Consider the following 17,705-nt stretch of genomic DNA (forward strand, 5'->3'; position numbering starts at 1 on the left):
CTATCCTCCCTCCTCCAGTATCTCTCTTATCTCTTCTTGAGATTTATCCTTTAAGGATACGTGCTTTTGGCACTGCACGTCACGAAAGCCTACCATTTCCTCGTCGGTATCGATCTTGCCCCCTATGAGGATAACCAGGTCATCGCCCCCTTTCCCCTTAAGCCTTTTGGTGTGATTGTAGAGTATGTCGGTCAGTATGGCAGTATTGGAATTATGGGTAGAGATCATGACAAAGGCTGCCACCCCTCCACCGCGGAAGGATGTCCCCAGACGCCTTACATCAATGGATACATCTTGAATAGCCTCTAAATCTCGTATCAGGGAATCTGGGGGTGTTTGGTGACCTGTCTGCAGCAAAACTCTTAGCTCACGCCCAGCTACCATTTTCTCCAATTAACTCCCCTTTCAGTTTTGTATATATCATTTTCCTCAACTTCGCTTGCCGAAGATAGCACGCCCGATCCTCACCATGGTGGCTCCCTCCTCCACGGCAACCTCAAAGTCATCGCTCATCCCCATGGAGAGGTGTTTCAGCCTCAAGGAGTCGCCAAGCTCTCGCAGCCTTCGAAAAATGGGTCGTACCTCTTCAGGGTCGCTCACCAGGGGAGCAATGGTCATTAGCCCCTTCACCTCCAGCCTGGGTAAGAGAGCGATCTCCTCCACAGCCTTGGGCAATTCGGCCTCTGAAAAGCCACTCTTTGGTTCCTCCCTTGAGATATTGACCTGAAGCAGCACGGGAATGGTGTTTCGAGCGCGGCCGCTCAAAGCCTCTGCTAATCTAAGTGAGTCGATGCTATGAATTATATCAAAAATCTCCACTGCTGTCTTAACCTTGTTGGTCTGAAGATGGCCCACCATATGCCAGGTGGGGTACGGCTGCAGGTTGGAAAGGCGCGCTTTCTTCTCACTCGCCTCCTGTACCCTGTTCTCGCCAATGTGCCTGATGCCTGCCTCAAGGGCGGCCTCAATGGCCTGGGCGGTTAACCCCTTGGTCACGGCAACAATGGTGATCTCCCCGGGTGGCCGCCCCGCCCTCTGTGCCGCTTGGGCAACGCGCTGCTCCACATCTAGCAGGTTTTGTGAAATACCCATATCAGCAAACCCCGCACTCATGGCATTGGGCTGGGGGGCAGGGGGGGGTCTCCTCGCCGTGGTGTGACCGATCAAGTTCCCTTTCCAGATAAGCAGGCTCAACCCCCGAATCGATATTGGCCCAGGGGAGCCGCTCATCGAGCGGGATTTGCCTGCCAATGTAGAGATCGGCATCGAGCGAAAATTCCGCAAGCGTATGCCGCCACAAGGACAGGGATTTTTTATACACCCCACCCCTCTTACCTAAACCGACCATCCGGGAAAGTACCGGGGCCAGACTCCTATCGCCTCGCGATAGCACACCCTGGACGACGCTCCAGGATATGCTCTCCGACCTGATCGCGATGCCCTTAGGCTCCAGGCTGTTTCTAAGCATGGCAAGTCGATGGGTGAGAATCTTGGCGCTGGCCATCGGAAGCCATTGGAAGGGTGTCCCTGCCTTGGGCACAAAAGGCTCGATGGTAAGGGTGAGATGACTCCCCGCTCGCCCGCGGTCAAGGCACCCCTTAAGGGAGAGAGTCAGCTTGATTATCTCATCGATATCGTCTTCGGTCTCGGTGGGCAAACCGATCATAAAATAGAGCTTGATTTGCCTGGGAGGATGTGTGGCGATCCAGCCTATCGCCTCGATGATGTCTTTCTCCGATACGCCTTTATTGATGATTTTGCGCAATCTTTCCGACCCTGCTTCCGGTGCCAGAGCCAGGGTTTGGGTGCCGCTTTCCACAAGCCCCATGAGGGCTATTCGCGAAAGGGGACGAATTCTCAGCGAGCTGATGGATAACTCTGCCCCCATTCGTTGCAATTTGTTCACCAGCTCTTCTATCTCAGGATGATCGAAGGGTGAAGCCCCCAAGAGCCCTATTCTTTTTCTATATTTCAGGCCGTTCTCAGCCTGGCTAAGCAGGTTATTCAAAGAACGAAAGCGAAAGGGGCGAAAAAGGAAACCGGCGAGGCAGAAGCGGCAGCCCCATCGACATCCACGAGCCTCCTCAATAAGGAACATATTACCAAGCTCTGTCTGGTGGGTAAGTATCACCGAGGTGGTGGCAAAGTCATCTATGTTACGCACCCACTGCCGGGAAACCGGCTTCCCAGAGTAGAGGCCGGGCACATAAACCCCGCCAAGCGAGGAGAGCGACTGTAGCATCTCATCCCTGCCACCTCCAATCCCCTCGGTTATAATATCAAGCATCGGGGGCAAGATAGCCTCCCCCTCCCCAATGGCAAAGCAGTCAAAGAAGGGTGAAAGCGGCTCCGGGTTGGCGACGATACAGGGTCCACCCGCAATCACCAGGGGGTGGGAATCGCTGCGGTCGGCAGCATATAAGGGCGTGGTGCTCCAGTTTAGCATCTCGACTACATTGAAGTAGTCCAGTTCGTAGGATATGGAGAAAGCGAGCACGGCGAAATCATCGAGGGGGTGTCCGGATTCAATACTTTTCCCATCCCCATCCCAGAATACCCGCTCGCAGACAATGTTGTCATAGCTATTGAGCAGACCGTAGATGGTCTGGAAGCCGAGGTTGGACATACCTACATAATAGGTATTGGGGTAAAGCAGAGCGATGGGGACTCTGCCGCCCCAATCCTTGAAGATTGTGCCTTGCTCCCTAGAGAGCCTTTGCCTTGCTGCTTTGTCCCACCTCATCTCACGTTATTTAGCTATCCATACACGACCCGGCCCATTTTGTCGATCTATCCAAACGCCCGAGCCCTGACACTCATAATTATATCATCATCTTCTCGCTGCCCACCATGGCAATCTCAATAGTCTGTCCGCAATTGTGACAGGTTATAGTCAAACTGACGGGGCGCTTCATCGCTCGCTCGGCGAGGGCAGTTACCATGGTATCAATATTATCCAGGCGTTGGTCCAGGGTGTTCAGACGTCGACGGATCTGTTCCAGGCTTAACTCCTGTTCTTTCAATTCCATTTCCGCTTCTCGTGCCAAATTAGCCCTCCTCAATCAGTGGCTAAGAATGAACCACCCAGTATGATTAGCACCAGTCCCACGGTAACAAGTATCCACCCACCCACCCTGAGCGCGCCGGGTTCGACATGCGAAGGCCAGCGGGTCAGGAACTCTCTCAGATCGGGGCGCTGTGAGAGACTATGGTTAAGCCCCCGCTCCTCACCCCTGGCCCATAAAAAGGAGATAATGCCCAGGATGAGAAAAAAACCTCCCATCCCCATCATGATATAGCTATCGAGATCATGCATAGCTGGAGCCTTTTTATGCCTCTAACAATCTGGTTTGTTTATCTCTCTAAGAATACTAACGATAGAACGTATCGCCTAGCTCCATAACTAAAACCCTTTGACTCGATGTAATAGCGACCTTTGAGATTGCCGAGGGAGAGTAACTCGAAATCAGCAATCACATTGTCTGAGTTGTAGGCTTCATAGATCATGGAGTCATCTTTGACAGATTTTTTATACGGAATGAAAAAAGAGTCTTTATTTGTTTTCTTGCTAGGTTGATGAGACCACAAGATTCGTAGTTTTCTTTTACTAGAATTCGGACCTTCACGAAATGTCCAAGCAATAGCTAAGCACGGTTCAGAGGCCATTTCAATGAACCGTATAGTTGTAGCGACTATGGAAGTTTGAAAGGTACGCGCTAGAGGCCAAATTGATCTTATTGAAAAGCCAGATTTCTCGGCGTATAACTTGAATGTTACCTCGGGCATTAGAAGCTCGGCGGCGCCAATATTGCAGAGAGCTTCTTCGGTGCTAATGTTTCCTTCGGAACATGAATCGAGTTTAGCGGTAGTATTGTCTGGTTTCATATCTCTGTTCATGAAAAATGTATGCGCGATCTCGTGCGCGAGAGAGAAATTTTGTCTAACCGGATGGCGAAGAACATTGAGCTTCACTTCATATCCATCTTCAAGCCTTATGAGAAGGGCATCTATCCTTCCGAGATCTGTTTTAGTGATCTTTTTTATTCCTTGAAGATGTGCATAGCGCTCAGGTAGGAAAGGAGGGTTAGCAATGCCACTCTTTTCGAGTAGCTCCCGAGCGTGGCATTGAATAACCTCGACGGGGTTGGCATAGTCAGGCACATCACTGTGCTCTCTTACACTTTTATTCTGCCGGGTTGTTACTTCTGCAACCATTAACTCAACTTCAAACAGGGACATTAGTCATCTGGTCCCTGTCCTCCTTGGTGTGCGCCGCAATGTCTACATTTTGCGCCACCATAAAACGGGGCGCCACATTTAATACAAGTATCGAGAACGGAATCAGAATTGCTAGATATGTAAAATTGCTTAGTCGCTGCAAATATCTGTTTATTAGTTGTAGCTTCTGAATCACTTCTATTATTAGGTGTTTCATCGAGTAAGGGGAACATCCTTGTACCATGAATTTCATCCTGGCCCATGGTGAATAACTTCAATAATTTATCATCGGTGAATTCTCTGCAGACTTCTTCCGTACTTAAGCCAACCGCCCTCGCGGCAAACAGCCGAGGCCTAAGGCACACCGCGAGACGTTCCAGAAACGCTCGAGAAACAACTATTTCCAAGCCGTCTTCTATTCTCGAAAGATATGCTGCTGAGAAATACATACGAGAGGCGAGTTCCGCGAGACTTAAGTCCATAGCAATTCGCGCCTTGCGAATTCCTTTACCCAACCTTCTAGCCTTAGTATCTCCTAACTTCACGTTATTATCCTCAACTGCACTTGGTATAGCCACATGCGTGGCAGATGTGACACCCCTCCTGATATACCAGCATGCCGCCGCACTCCGGGCACTGCCCGCCCACGTTCATATTCAGGTATTGCTGCTCATCCTCAAGTTCACGCTCAGCTAGAAGTTTACCCTGGGGGTAATTGACTCCTTTAAGGGATTCGGTATTATTATCACCACTCTTAAGCTGCCTTTCCAGCACACTCCCGATGGCATCGGGGCAGGACAGCACCGCGTGGCCTTGCTCCCAGGCGATGGCGGGACAGCGAATGCCCCTGAGGTGTTTTACCACCGAGGTGACATCTACCCCAGAGCGAAGAGCAAGTGATATGAGCCTGCAGATGGCTTCAAGCTGAGCCGAGGCACAGCCCCCCGCCTTCCCCAGGCTGGAGAAGACCTCGCAGACCCCGTGTTCATCGGAGTTCACCGTTACATAGATATTGCCGCAACCAGTGGCTACCTTCTCGGTAACACCCCTGGTGGTCCTGGCTCGCCGCCTGGGGGCCCTGGGGACCAATGTATCGACCTTTTCCCCCTCAGCGAGGCTCAGCACCTGCCTATCCTTGCTCCTGTCTCGATAGATGGTGATCCCTTTACACCCCTCGGTATAGGCGAGCATATATGCTTGGGCCACATCCTCCCTGGTGGCGCTGTGTGGAAAGTTTATAGTCTTGGACACTGCATTATTGGTCGATTTTTGAAAAGCGGCCTGCATCCTGACGTGCCATTCGGGGCTGATGTCATGGGCGGTGACAAAGAACCTTCTAATGTCTTCGGGGATAATATCCATATCTTTAATAGAGCCCCGCTTGGCCAGTTCCTTCATAAGCTCTTCGCTATAGAATCCCTCCCTCTTGGCCACTTCCTCAAAGAGTGGGTTCACCTCCACCAGTTTATCGCCATCCAATATGTTGTGCACATAGCTCAGTGCAAATAGCGGCTCGATGCTGCTTGAACAGCCGGCAATGATGCTCAGGGTGCCGGTGGGGGCGATGGTGGTTCTGGTAGCGTTCCTTACCCTATGGCCGCCGGGAACATCGTAAACGCTCCCTTCAAAGGAGGGGAATACACCCCTCTCCTCTGCCAGTGCCATCGATGTCTCTGTCGCCTTTTGATTAATAAACTTCATGAGCTCATCAGCGACCCTGAGGGCATCATCCGAATCATAGGGAATTCCTAACTTAATCAACATATCGGCGAAACCCATCACCCCAAGGCCGATCTTCCTCGTCTTTTGGGTCATCTTCTCGATCTCGGGAATGGGGAAGCTGTTCTTATCGATCACATTGTCCAGGAACCTGACGGCTGTTGTTACTGTCTTGGCCAGCTTATCATAGTCTATAGCGGGCTTCCCTTCATCGAGCATCCGCGAAAGGTTTATCGAGCCCAGGTTGCAGGACTCGTAGGGGAGGAGGGGCTGCTCCCCGCAGGGGTTGGTGCTCTCGATTTTACCGAGGTGTGGGGTAGGGTTATTATCCTCATCGTTCATGCGGTCGATGAAAACCAGGCCCGGGTCGCCGGTTCGCCACGCCAGGTCCACGATCTTATCGAAGAGCTCCCTGGCGTTGAGCTTATCATGAATTGATTTATCACGGGGGTTTATCAGGTCATAGTCGGTGCCATCTACAACTGCCTTAATAAATTCACCGGTTGCCGCCACAGAGAGGTTGAAGTTGGTGAGGGTGTTGCCATTTTCCTTAGCGGTGATGAATTGCTCGATATCGGGATGATTGACGTTTAAGATAGCCATGTTGGCGCCACGGCGCATCCCCCCCTGCTTGATGACATCGGTGGCCGCATCGAAGGCTTTCATGAAGGAAACGGGACCGCTGGCAAACTTACCGGTGGACCCCACCATATCGCCCTCTGGCCTTAACCTGGAGAAGGAGAAGCCGGTGCCGCCGCCGCTCTTGTGAATAAGCGCGGTGTATTTTATCGCGTCGAAGATGCATTCCATGGAATCCTCGATAGGGAGGACGAAGCAGGCGGAGAGTTGTTGCAATTCCCGGCCGGCATTCATCAGGGTAGGGGAGTTGGGCAGAAAATCAAGATTGGCCATCGCCCGATAGAACTTCTCCTCCCAGGCTGTAATATCCACTTCGGGGTCGTAGTTGAGCTCGGCTGAGGCGATATTATGGGCCACGCGATGGAACATATCCTGGGGTGTTTCGACCTGATCCTTGCTATCCGTTTTCAGGTATCTCTTCTCCAGAACCCTCATTGCATTTTCCGAGAACCCGGCAGGTTCGGCTTTCGTTGACCCTAATTTCTTCAGCGGAGTAACCCTGCGGTCCTCAGCCGGCTGCTCCTTCCGTTTCGATTCGGTGGGGTGTATTACAACCTCCATTTCACTCCCTTCAGCTTCACTTCCTTCAGCGATAATTAGCTTCACCATTGATTGAATTTCAGCCGGCCTCAGTCGCGACTCGGGGATGGCGCCCTCCATTCCGGGAAAGCTCTGATAGGTTTGCTCCAGGCGCTGGATCACCTGTTCGGTAACTCGTTCCACCACCTCCCTATTCGAGATACCCAGAGAATCGGCGGCGCTAAACACAACGCGCGCGATTCTGTCACGGAGGTGAGGTGAGCCATTATTTCTACTCGAATTGGTTGCCATGACTTTTCTCCCATCTTACGTTGATGGCATTAGTCTGTTGCTTCTCCCCCGCTTTCTTTTACCAATTGCATTAAGCTCCTTATCGGAGAAATTGGGGAAGAGGGGGAGCTGGGTGGTGGAACTACGGGGCAGGCTGAGCCTGGCATAAGCATCTGCCTCTTCCCGCACCTCTTCGATGTCGTCGAAGGCGCGATATACGCTGGCGAAACGTATGTAGGCGATGCCATCGAGCTGGCGCAGTCGCTCCATCACCATATCCCCGATAACCGAGGCAGCTACCTCTCCCTTACCCGACTTACGAAGTCGATCCTCGATGTCAGCTACTATTTGCTCGATGGTGTCCTTAGAGACCGGGCGCTTGATGCAGGCCTTTCTAATCCCTCCCATTACTTTATCACGCCTGAACTCCTCGCGCTGCCCATTCTTCTTGATCACCAGCAGTGAGACCGTATGAAGCCGCTCGTAGGTAGTATAGCGAGCCCTACACCCGAGGCACTCGCGGCGTCGTCTTACTGCCTCAATCACATCGCGGGAGTCAATGACCTTGGAATCATCATGACCACAATAAGGACATCTCATGGCACGAAAATACACTATATAGGGCGGTGTTGCTATAATAACACAATATATAGTAATTGTCAATGCTTTTGGCTTCCAGGACATTAGTGACTGAGCACTGCTACACCAGCCTGAGTGAGATTTTTTAGTTATTCTTTGTTTGTCACGAAAATGAAGCTTCGGGTAGTTCGAGGGTTACCTTGTAAACCGGGCGTTCGATTCGATAGTTTTTAGTTGGAGTGGTCAAGTATATGGTCGCTTCGGTAAAAGTAGTTAACTCCTATTCGTTGCATCAATGATAAGTAAAGCACCCCTCAGATTGCTGAGGGGCATCTGAAGGCTCTTCGAATGTGCATAGTTGGAAGGAGTTCTCAGTGTGGGTTTGATATTAAATGGTATATATCCAGAACTCGTACTCCTCCGCATCCCGTAGGAAATATATCCTCAAGTACTGCGAGACTCCCTCGCCCAACATGTGCTTCCTGTACTCGTTTACCCGGACTGGCTGGTACTCAGGGTCACAAACGTTATGCTTCGCATTTCTACTCCCCATGCCGCAGTTATGCGCGAAAGGGGTTTAATAATGCAGGAGCCACTGGCTAGACTTGCGGCGAGCCGCTTTACACTCGCCAGCTTGCGGGGATTCAGCGGGGGTTCTATTAACCCAGTCACCGGCCGATGTAAACCTATTCTTAATCCCCCAGCAGTGCCTTTTAAAATCGGCATGCTTGTATTGTGAGGACCCAATGTGGGCCGGAGCATCGGCAGAACTGTGGGCCCGGGATGAGGAATCAATCTAACCTTGATATGTATTTCTGCACCGAAAGGTCAGTGAAAGTCCTTAAGCAGGGGAGTTCCCCACTGGAATTCCGTTATAGCTCCTGTCTGGTTAAACCCATATAGCGCGAGTTTGCTCTGCTCCACTCGGCGCCAGGGTTTCTTCATGGCAAGGTTCCCTGCAATTTCAGTTAAAGCAAAATCCGCAACACTGAGTATTCCCAAGCTATCCGCGAGCCGGATGGTACTTTTAGCGCTCGATATAGGGACAAGAGAGCCGCAGTCGCTCTGGCGACTACGGCTCTATATGGTCCCGGTTTGACCGGGAATGCTAGCGAACAAGGGTGCGGAAATGTGAGTTATTCTTGATGACAGGGGCTTCTACCTGATGTCTTCTGACCAGCGGGCGCCTTAGGATGGTGGGAATATCCAACTCCTGCTCACTCTCCGCGCTCTGGAGAAGACGACGCAACTCCTCGTCTTTGCGTACCGTTTTACTCCCGGTGCCATAGAAGCCGGTGGCGATCAGTGTCAGTTTTACCTCGTTATCCATCGAGGGATCGAGGCTTACGCCGAATATGATGTTCGCCTCGGGGTCTACTGCCTTGCCGATGATCTGAGCTGCCTCGTTGACCTCAAAGAGGGTCAGGCTACTGCCGCCGGTGATATTAAAGAGAACCCCCTTGGCCCCCTCTATGGAGACATCCAGAAGTGGGCTGGCGAGGGCTGCCTCAGCGGCATCGACGGCGCGATGCTGACCACTGCCATTACCGATGGACATCCAGGCTGGACCAGCATCCTTCATCACCGCATTGACATCGGCGAAGTCGAGATTGATCATCCCCGGTACCGTTATCACCTCGGCAATGGCCTGAACCGCATGCATGAGAACATCGTCGGCCATCCTGAAGGCGCTGTCTACCGCAGTCCGCTGGTCGCAGAGGGCAAGCAGGCGGTCATTGGGGACGGTGATCAGGGTATCCACCTTGTCAATCAGCCGTTCGATACCATCTTCAGCCACCGTGGTGCGATGCGTCCCTTCGAAGGCGAATGGTTTGGTGACCACGGCAATGGTGAGCGCGCCCGCTTCTTTGGCAAGCTCCGCAACCACCGGAGCGGTGCCGGTACCGGTACCGCCACCCATGCCAGCGGTGATAAATACCATGTCACAATCGTTGACGCATTCGCGTAGCTCATCGCGGCTCTGCTCTGCGGCTTTAAGGCCCAGCTCGGCGTTACCCCCAACACCCAATCCTCTGGTCAACTTCTCCCCGATCTGAATACGGGCAGGTACCTCGGTACCGAGCAAGGCCTGGGAATCGGTGTTAATCCCGATGAAGTCCACACCTTGAATATCTGCCTGGATCATGCGGGTGATCGCATTGCAACCACCACCTCCAAGGCCTAAGACCTTAATCTTTGCTGGGTTAGGAACAAAGTTCGTTCTTGCCATGTTTTCCTCCTTTCCTTAGTGTATAACTATTCTCCTCATTCGGATAACGAAGCGCTTGAGGGTTTCGCTGAGTCCGCGATTTTGCCAGCTTTCCTCGCCTGTGTGCTTCTTGGAACCCCAGAGTGCCAGGCCAACGCTGGTGGCGTAGGCCGGGTCGGGTAGGATATCAGTGATACCGTAAACGCCGGTGGGCACGCCGACACGCACCGGCAATCCCAGCACCTCTCGTCCCATTGTTTCTATTCCCCTAAGATTGGCGCAGCCCCCGGTGAGCACCAGCCCTGCGGGTACACTCTTGACATGATCTGAGGGTAGCTCTAAAGCGATCAAGTTTAGAATCTCCTCCATCCGTGCCCTGATTATATCATTGAGGTCTTGATAGGAGACGCCGTAGCCGTTCTCCATACCCATCATAGTATTAGCTTCTTCCTCTTCGCCATTGTAGAGGGGCATCACGGTGCCATACTTCCGCTTCATCACCTCAGCGACGTCAAAGGGTAGCCCCAGACCAATAGCGATGTCCCGGGTAAGCTGATAGCCCGCCACGGGGAGGATGGAGGTGTGACAGATGCTGCCCTCCTTGAAGATAGCGATGTCTGTGGTGCCACCGCCAATATCGGCGAGGACTACTCCTGCGTCCCGCTCGTCGGGCCTTATCACCGCCTGGGCGCTGGCCAGCGGTTCCAGAATCAGATCTTCGATTTCAAGGCCTGCGCCCCGGATGCACTTGACCAGGTTCTGGACAGAGCTTACGGCAGCGGTTATGACGTGGGTTTCCACATCCAGCCTGAAGCCGTGCATCCCAACCGGATTCTTAACGCCGACCTGACCATCTAGGGCGTAGCCCCTGGGGATAACGTGGAGCAGCTTCCGGTCGTTAGGGACGGTGAAGGTGCGGGCGGAACGGAGGACACGCTTCAGGTCATCCGAGCGCACCAGACGGTCACCACGAGAGATAGAGACCACCCCTTTTCTATTGAGGGAGGTTATATGCCTGCCGGTGACACCCACATATGCCGATTCCATTCTGAACCCGCTGGCCTGCTCTGCCTTGCGCACTGAACTACGTATCGACTCCCTTGCCTCAGTGATATTCACCACCAGACCCTTGTGTAGGCCCCTGCTGTGGGTAACACCAACCCCCAGAACCTGGAGGTCCCCGCCATGGCCGGCTTTAGCCATGATGCTGCAGACCTTGGTGGTTCCCACATCGATACAAGAAATTATTTCGCTCTTTGCCATCTACCTCCTCCTTTTGAGTTAATTTTTTTAACAGCCCTTTTTGTATCGAACCCTTTGTATCGAACCCATTACATCATGTCACCCCCTTATTATATTAGGCGGGGAGTGTCGCTGCCCATAACCTTGGGCTCGAAGCAGACGGTCTAATAATCCCGCCACTGGGCAGTACACTGTCCGATATTCCTTCCATAAATATAAAACCACTAAATACGCTCAGCCACTCTCATTTTGGCACTGCGACTGCGCGGATTTGCCTGGATCTCGGTGTGTGAAGGGGTGACCACCCCTTTTACGATTAGTTTAAGCGTAGCATGATGACCACAGATGCAAACCGGCGTCCGTGGGGGGCAGAGACAATCCTGTGACTCCCTCCTGAAGTAGTCCTTTACTAGCCGATCCTCCAGGGAGTGAAAGCTGATAACCACCAGCCGACCTCCTACCTTCAGTACATTGAGTGCCTGCTTAAGCGCTACCTTGAGGCGCTCCAGTTCCCGGTTTACTGCGATACGAAGTGCCTGAAATGTTCTGGTGGCGGGGTGAATCCTGCCCCGCTTGCCAACCGCCCTCACCACCGTGGCGGCAAGCTCAAGCGTGGTGTTTAGCGGTCGATTTTCAACTATAGATCTGGCTATCTCTCTCCCTTTATGCTCCTCGCCATACCTCTTGATAATGCGGGCAAGCTCCTCTTCAGGGAAGGTATTTACGATGGTCGCTGCAGTGAACTCCTGCGAGGGGTTAAAGCACATATTAAGAGGGGCTTCATGCTGGAAGCTGAAGCCCCTTGTGGTATCAGCGAGCTGGAATGACGACATGCCCAGGTCGAACAGGATTCCGTTTACCGGTTCAAAGCCAAATCTGGAACAGATATCCGCCAGATTGGCGAAATCTTCATTGATTAAGATAGCCTTCTTGCCATAGGGGAGAAGCGTGGCCCGTGCCCGCTTGATGGCTTGTGGATCGGTATCGATACCCAAAACACGACCGCCGTGCTCCAGCACGGCGGTGGCATGTCCACCTTCACCGACGGTACAGTCGACGTACTGCCCTCCGAGCTTGACCTGGAGCGCCTCGATGGCCTCATTTAGCAAAACGGGGGTGTGTATCACTGGCGTGTCTCCATGCTCTCTAAGATCTGCCAGAAGTCCTTGGTGGCGGACTCTTTCTGCTTCTCCCAGTGTTCCTTGCTCCAGATCTCGAGGTATTTATTTGCTCCTGCGACAACCAAACTGTCTTTGATATCAGCGTGCCGACGTAGCGGTGGCGGTAGCATCACCCGGCCCTGTTCGTCGAGTTCCATATCGAATGCGGAGGCGAATATAGCTCTATTCCTCTGCCGCAATTTACTAGGTTCGATGGGCCCGGAACCGTATTTTTCCGCGATCTCCTCCCATAACTGTGGTGGGTAGACATTGATACATTGTTCCGCCCCCATGTTAAGCACGATCCCATTCGCGAAGTGCTTGCGGAATTTAGGTGGGATGGCCACTCGCCCCTTAGGATCAATCTTGTACTCGAACTCGCCAAGAAACATATCTATCTTAATCACCTAAAATTCTGTGGCATCAATTTTAGACACGCATTGTATCTGCGCTATTGCTAAGTTAATCACCAATATTACCACTTTTCTCCATGTTAAGACAGAATATACCACATCTTAACACATTTTGTCAATACCTCTGCTATTGAATTTCCAGAACTCATTTACAAGTAACCTTCTCTGTGGTATATTAGCCAAAGCCGTTTTCTGTATTTGGTTAGGGCAGTAATTTATCTAGGATGGGTGGTAGAAGTTACCTCCCTGATGAAACCACGTGCTTAGAGTGGATACGTGCTGAGGGCAGGATTAATAGAATACGTCTCTACCCATATGGAATGAGCATCGGCAGCGCCCACTTTTAACCTGCGATGTATAATGTATATCTGGAGACCATGTCTCTATAAGGCTTGTTACATAAACATGACCTTCTCATTACAGTGGGGAATTAGGGGCCATTGGAAACCTTATCTTAAGTCCAATTGTGGAGCCGTCATGCGATTATGACAGCGATTTTGGCAGCCTAGTGATGGAACTTATTCAAGCTTTTACTTTGTGGAACAGGCTCTATTAGAAATGTTTACCCTGGGCATACTAACCATCAGCGATAGGGGTTCGCGAGGGGAGCGAGAGGACGAGAGCGGCAGGGTAGTGAGGGAGCTACTTGGCGCTCTCGATGCTAACGTGGTAAAATATGAAGTTGTCCCCGATGAGGGGGATATCATCTCAGCGAAGCTCGTGGATTGGGTCGATAAAGAGGGAATCGATCTCATTCTCACCACCGGGGGCACCGGGCCAAGTCGGCGCGATGTCACCCCGGAGGCAACGCTTGCTGTTCTGGAGCGGATGGCACCGGGGTTCGTCGAGGCGATGAGGGCTGAGAGCCTGAAAAAGACCAGCACAGCGATGCTCAGTAGGGCGGTGGCCGGTATCAGGGGAGGTAGCCTGATCATCAACCTCCCCGGTAGCCCCAGGGCGGTTGGCGAGTGCCTGGAGGTGATTTTACCCGCGCTACCCCATGCTATTGAGGTGCTCAAGGGCACGGCAGGGGAGTGTGGTGAGCGCTAAGGGCTTAGCCCGGGGCATTTGGTGAGTGCCGGAAAGCGAGATAACCGGGGGTGCTATGGCATAGGGGGCTGGAGTGCACATTCACATCTTGACCCTTTTCCCCAATATGTTCACCGCTCCTTTCGGTGAGAGCATCGTCAGGAGGGCCATAGACCGCGGGCTGGTGCAGATTGCGATTTACAATATTCGAGACTACGCCACAGACAGGCATCATGTAGTCGATGATTCTCCCTACGGCGGTGGTCCCGGTATGGTGTTGAAGCCAGAGCCACTCTTCAAGGCAGTGGAGGCGGTACTGGGCGAAAAGGGGGAGTCCGGACTCCCGGTGCTACTGCTCACCCCGCAGGGTCGACTTTTCGACCAACAGGCTGCTCAGGAGCTTGCTAGATATGGGGAGATGGTACTGATATGCGGACACTACGAGGGGGTAGATGAGCGGGTGCGGGAGCGCCTGGTCACCGATGAGATCAGTATCGGGGACTATATACTGAGCGGTGGGGAGCTTGCCGCCATGGTGGTGGTAGATGCCGTGGTGAGGCAACTGCCCGGTGTCCTGGGGTCGGAGGCATCGGTGGGTGAGGATTCCCACGTAGATGGGCTTTTGGAGTATCCCCAGTACACTCGCCCTCAGTCGTTTCGCGGGTGGGAGGTGCCTGAGGTATTGCTTTCGGGAAATCACGCCGCAATCGCCAGGTGGCGAAGGGAGCATTCGCTCCGGCGTACCATTAGGCGGCGCCCCGACTTGCTTGAGCGGGCAGCGCTGAGCGAGGAAGAGAGAAGATTGGTGGCTCGGATGGAAAGAGAGGAAGATTAAATGGAACTTGATACGCTGATTCCCGTTGCGCCGAATCTCAATATTCCCCAGGTCAGCCCTGGTGATACGCTGAAGGTGAGCATAAAGGTTGTGGAGGGGGAGCGGGTACGCATCCAGGTGTTCCAGGGGGTGGTGATCAGGGTGAGAAAGGGCGGCATCAATGCCAACTTCACGGTGAGGCGTATTGCCTATGGGGTTGGCGTGGAGCGAACCTTTTTCTTTCACTCCCCTTCAATGGAAAAGGTAGAGGTACTGAGACATGGCCAGGTAAAGCGTGCCAATCTCTACTACCTGCGCGGGCTCACCGCCAAGAAAGCGCGCATAAAGGAGAGAAGGCCGAAGGAAGAGCGTATCGTGAGATAGGGCAAAAAGGGGAGCGGTGCAAGAAAAAAGGGATGAATTACGCTGAGGTGGCGGTGAATTCTCCGGGGGCACAGCGGCGAAGCTTCTGCTACGCTGTGCCCCCGGACATAATGGTGGGTCATGGGGTGTGGGTCCCCTTTGGCCCCGCGCTACTGCAGGGCGTTGTTCTTGAATTAACCGAATACCCCTCGGTGGAGGATACCAGGGAGGTCGCTGGCCTTATCGATCCTCGTCCAATAATGTCCCCGCCCCAGGTAGAATTGGCCCGCTGGGTGAGCTCCAACTATCTCTCGCCCCTTTTCGATGCTGTTGCCCTGATGATGCCCCCCGGTTTTGAGCGGAGGGTGCTAACCTTTCTAACCCTGGCTTCTCACACCTCTGAGAGCAGTATCTCCTGGCTTAACCCTGACCAGAGGGCGTTGCTTAACCTCGTCGGTAGAAAGGGTAAGGTTGAGGTAAGGGCGGTGGAAAAGGCCCTGGGCAAGAAAGGGGCGAGGGTGACTATCGGGCAGATGGTGCGAAAAGGGCTCATCAGGAAAACCAACGAGCTGGAGGGGCCCAGGGTGAGGCCAAAGATGGTTCCCTATCTTCGCCTTGTTAATGGGGTGGTGCCGGAGATAACGAGCCTGCTCCAGTCAAGGAGAGCCTTAAAGCAGGCGGAGCTACTGAAGCTACTCGAATCCGGCCCTGTCCCCCTCACCGAAGCCAGAGAGCGCCTTGGAACCACCGCAGCGGTGGTGGCGGCGCTAAGGAGAAAGGGTCTGGTCGCAATCGAGCCGGTTCAGGTATATCGCGACCCGCTGGCAAATCGCGATTTCCCGCCCTCTCCAGCCCATACCCTGACCCCGGCGCAGCAGACCGCCTGGAACGAGGTCAAGGCAGCGCTCGCTCCGGGCATGGGGTTGAAAGCTGTGGGGAGGGTGAAAGATGTGCTGCCCGTTTTCCTGCTCCACGGGGTAGCCGGGAGCGGGAAGACAGAGATCTACCTTCGAGCCCTGGAGCAGGCCATTGCCATCGGCAGGCGGGCGATCGTGCTGGTACCCGAGATTGCTCTTACCCCGCAGACCATCTCCCGCTTCGCCTCCCGCTTCCCGGGCAGGGTTGGTGTGCTCCACAGCAAACTTTCGGTAGGGGAACAGTTCGATGAGTGGTGGCGAATCAAGCAGGGTGATTTCGATGTGGTCATCGGGTCGCGAGGGGCAATCTTCGCCCCGCAGCCTGAGCTGGGACTCATTGTTATAGATGAGGAGCATGAGTGGACCTACAAGCAGCAGGAGCAATCGCCACGCTACCATGCGCGCGATGTAGCCCTCAGGCTGGCAAAGCTCACCGGCGCGGTGGTTATTCTGGGCAGTGCCACGCCGGATGTAACCAGCTACTATCGGGGGCAGAGAGGCAACTATCGATTACTGGAGCTACCCGAGCGGATCTCTACGGGGGAGAAAAGGGTGCAGGTGGTCGATCTGCGTCAGGAACTGAAGGAGGGAAATCGGAGCATCTTCAGCAGGTCGCTTACCCAGGGGATAAATCAGGCCTTGAACGCCAAGGAGCAGGTGATACTTTTCCTCAATAGGCGGGGAAGCGCCACCTTTGTACAGTGTCGCGACTGTGGCTATGTGCTGCGCTGCAGAAGATGCGATGTGTCCCTGACATATCACTCAGCCAGGGAGGACCTGGTCTGCCACCAGTGCAATTATCGCATGGCAGTGCCCCATGTTTGTCCTCAGTGTGGCGGCAAGCGGATCAAATTTCTGGGCACCGGCATCCAGAAGGTGGAGGAGGAACTCGGTCGTGCCTTCCCCCAGGCGAATCTGCTGCGCTGGGACCGCGATGTCACCGCGGGGAAGTATTCCCACGAGGATATCCTCAACCGATTTGTGTCCCATGAGGCAGATGTCCTCATTGGCACGCAAATGATCGCCAAGGGGCTGGATCTCCCCCTGGTCACCCTGGTGGGGGTGATCAACGCGGACGTGAGCCTGCACCTGCCTGATTTTCGCTCCGGTGAGCGTACCTTCCAGATCCTGACCCAGGTGGCTGGCAGGGCGGGGCGCGGCCCCTTGGGGGGGCAGGTTATCGTGCAGAGCTACACCCCGGAACACTATGCCGTAAGTTGTGCCGCAAAACAGGACTATCTGTCTTTTTATGAAAAGGAGAGCTCCCTCCGCCGCCAGTACCAAAACCCCCCGTTTAGCCGACTTACCCGCCTCCTCTACACAAACCCCAATAACGCCCTTTGCCAGAGAGAGGCCCAGAGAATGCACTGCCTGCTTAAGGGGGAACGGGACTCCTGGGGCATGGATGTCACCTTTATAGGGCCTTCCCCCGCCTTCATCACGCGGGTGCGCGGTCGGTATCGTTGGCAGATCATCCTGCGCGGCGATGACCCGGTGCGCCTGCTGGCTGGGGTTACCATTCCCCAGGGGTGGGTGGTCGACATCGATCCGGTGAGCCTGCTTTGACAGGGAAGTGCCTCCTCCGCTATAATG

General features: G+C 53.6%; 17 protein-coding genes. 4 read left to right on the forward strand and 13 right to left on the reverse strand.

Features of this window, described 5'->3' with window-relative positions; translation table 11 throughout:
• The 13 genes from VMX96_04925 to mraZ form a co-directional block, all read right to left on the reverse strand.
• Positions 1 to 393, reverse strand: a complete 393-nt coding sequence (locus VMX96_04925; protein ID HUU63245.1) for a hypothetical protein — start codon at positions 391 to 393, stop codon at positions 1 to 3.
• Positions 394 to 429: 36 nt separating this feature from the next.
• Positions 430 to 1,092 carry a YggS family pyridoxal phosphate-dependent enzyme gene (locus tag VMX96_04930; protein HUU63246.1) on the reverse strand — a complete coding sequence of 221 codons (663 nt, stop codon included), beginning with the start codon at positions 1,090 to 1,092 and terminating at the stop codon, positions 430 to 432.
• 1 nt (position 1,093) lies between these two features.
• Complete coding sequence (locus VMX96_04935; GenBank protein ID HUU63247.1) at positions 1,094 to 2,743, reverse strand: radical SAM protein; 1,650 nt, start codon at positions 2,741 to 2,743, stop codon at positions 1,094 to 1,096.
• A 79-nt stretch (positions 2,744 to 2,822) separates the two neighbouring features.
• A complete protein-coding gene (locus VMX96_04940; GenBank protein HUU63248.1) occupies positions 2,823 to 3,047 on the reverse strand; it encodes a hypothetical protein in 225 nt (74 codons plus the stop codon).
• An 11-nt stretch (positions 3,048 to 3,058) separates the two neighbouring features.
• On the reverse strand, positions 3,059 to 3,316 hold the full coding sequence (locus VMX96_04945) for a hypothetical protein (protein ID HUU63249.1): 258 nt from the start codon (positions 3,314 to 3,316) through the stop codon (positions 3,059 to 3,061).
• A gap of 38 nt (positions 3,317 to 3,354) precedes the next feature.
• Positions 3,355 to 4,239, reverse strand: coding sequence for an ImmA/IrrE family metallo-endopeptidase (locus VMX96_04950; protein ID HUU63250.1), 885 nt, complete (start codon positions 4,237 to 4,239; stop codon positions 3,355 to 3,357).
• The gene (locus tag VMX96_04955; protein ID HUU63251.1) at positions 4,239 to 4,763 is read right to left on the reverse strand and encodes a helix-turn-helix transcriptional regulator; all 525 of its coding nucleotides are present in this window, start codon (positions 4,761 to 4,763) and stop codon (positions 4,239 to 4,241) included. Before VMX96_04955 ends, VMX96_04950 begins: the two co-directional genes overlap by 1 nt.
• A 10-nt stretch (positions 4,764 to 4,773) precedes the next feature.
• Positions 4,774 to 7,407, reverse strand: coding sequence for a vitamin B12-dependent ribonucleotide reductase (locus VMX96_04960; GenBank protein ID HUU63252.1), 2,634 nt, complete (start codon positions 7,405 to 7,407; stop codon positions 4,774 to 4,776).
• 15 nt (positions 7,408 to 7,422) lie between these two features.
• On the reverse strand, positions 7,423 to 8,049 hold the full coding sequence (nrdR, locus tag VMX96_04965; GenBank protein ID HUU63253.1) for a transcriptional regulator NrdR: 627 nt from the start codon (positions 8,047 to 8,049) through the stop codon (positions 7,423 to 7,425).
• A gap of 1,024 nt (positions 8,050 to 9,073) precedes the next feature.
• Entirely contained in the window at positions 9,074 to 10,195 is a 1,122-nt protein-coding gene (gene ftsZ / locus VMX96_04970; GenBank protein HUU63254.1) for a cell division protein FtsZ, read from the reverse strand.
• Between the two features lie 15 nt (positions 10,196 to 10,210).
• A complete protein-coding gene (gene ftsA, locus VMX96_04975) occupies positions 10,211 to 11,437 on the reverse strand; it encodes a cell division protein FtsA (protein HUU63255.1) in 1,227 nt (408 codons plus the stop codon).
• A 203-nt stretch (positions 11,438 to 11,640) separates the two neighbouring features.
• The gene (rsmH, locus tag VMX96_04980; protein ID HUU63256.1) at positions 11,641 to 12,543 is read right to left on the reverse strand and encodes a 16S rRNA (cytosine(1402)-N(4))-methyltransferase RsmH; all 903 of its coding nucleotides are present in this window, start codon (positions 12,541 to 12,543) and stop codon (positions 11,641 to 11,643) included.
• Positions 12,540 to 12,983 carry a division/cell wall cluster transcriptional repressor MraZ gene (mraZ, locus tag VMX96_04985; GenBank protein ID HUU63257.1) on the reverse strand — a complete coding sequence of 148 codons (444 nt, stop codon included), beginning with the start codon at positions 12,981 to 12,983 and terminating at the stop codon, positions 12,540 to 12,542. The genes rsmH and mraZ overlap by 4 nt, the downstream gene beginning before the upstream one ends.
• A gap of 564 nt (positions 12,984 to 13,547) precedes the next feature.
• Between mraZ and mog the strand changes: the two genes are divergently transcribed.
• From mog to priA, 4 genes are all read left to right on the forward strand, one after another.
• Positions 13,548 to 14,039, forward strand: a complete 492-nt coding sequence (gene mog / locus VMX96_04990; protein HUU63258.1) for a molybdopterin adenylyltransferase — start codon at positions 13,548 to 13,550, stop codon at positions 14,037 to 14,039.
• A gap of 73 nt (positions 14,040 to 14,112) precedes the next feature.
• The gene (gene trmD, locus VMX96_04995) at positions 14,113 to 14,853 is read left to right on the forward strand and encodes a tRNA (guanosine(37)-N1)-methyltransferase TrmD (GenBank protein ID HUU63259.1); all 741 of its coding nucleotides are present in this window, start codon (positions 14,113 to 14,115) and stop codon (positions 14,851 to 14,853) included.
• Complete coding sequence (gene rplS, locus VMX96_05000) at positions 14,854 to 15,216, forward strand: 50S ribosomal protein L19 (protein ID HUU63260.1); 363 nt, start codon at positions 14,854 to 14,856, stop codon at positions 15,214 to 15,216.
• 32 nt (positions 15,217 to 15,248) lie between these two features.
• Entirely contained in the window at positions 15,249 to 17,678 is a 2,430-nt protein-coding gene (gene priA, locus VMX96_05005; GenBank protein ID HUU63261.1) for a primosomal protein N', read from the forward strand.
• Positions 17,679 to 17,705 lie beyond the last annotated feature (27 nt).

This window comes from Dehalococcoidia bacterium, assembly GCA_035528575.1.
GTDB lineage: Bacteria > Chloroflexota > Dehalococcoidia > E44-bin15 > E44-bin15 > DATKYK01.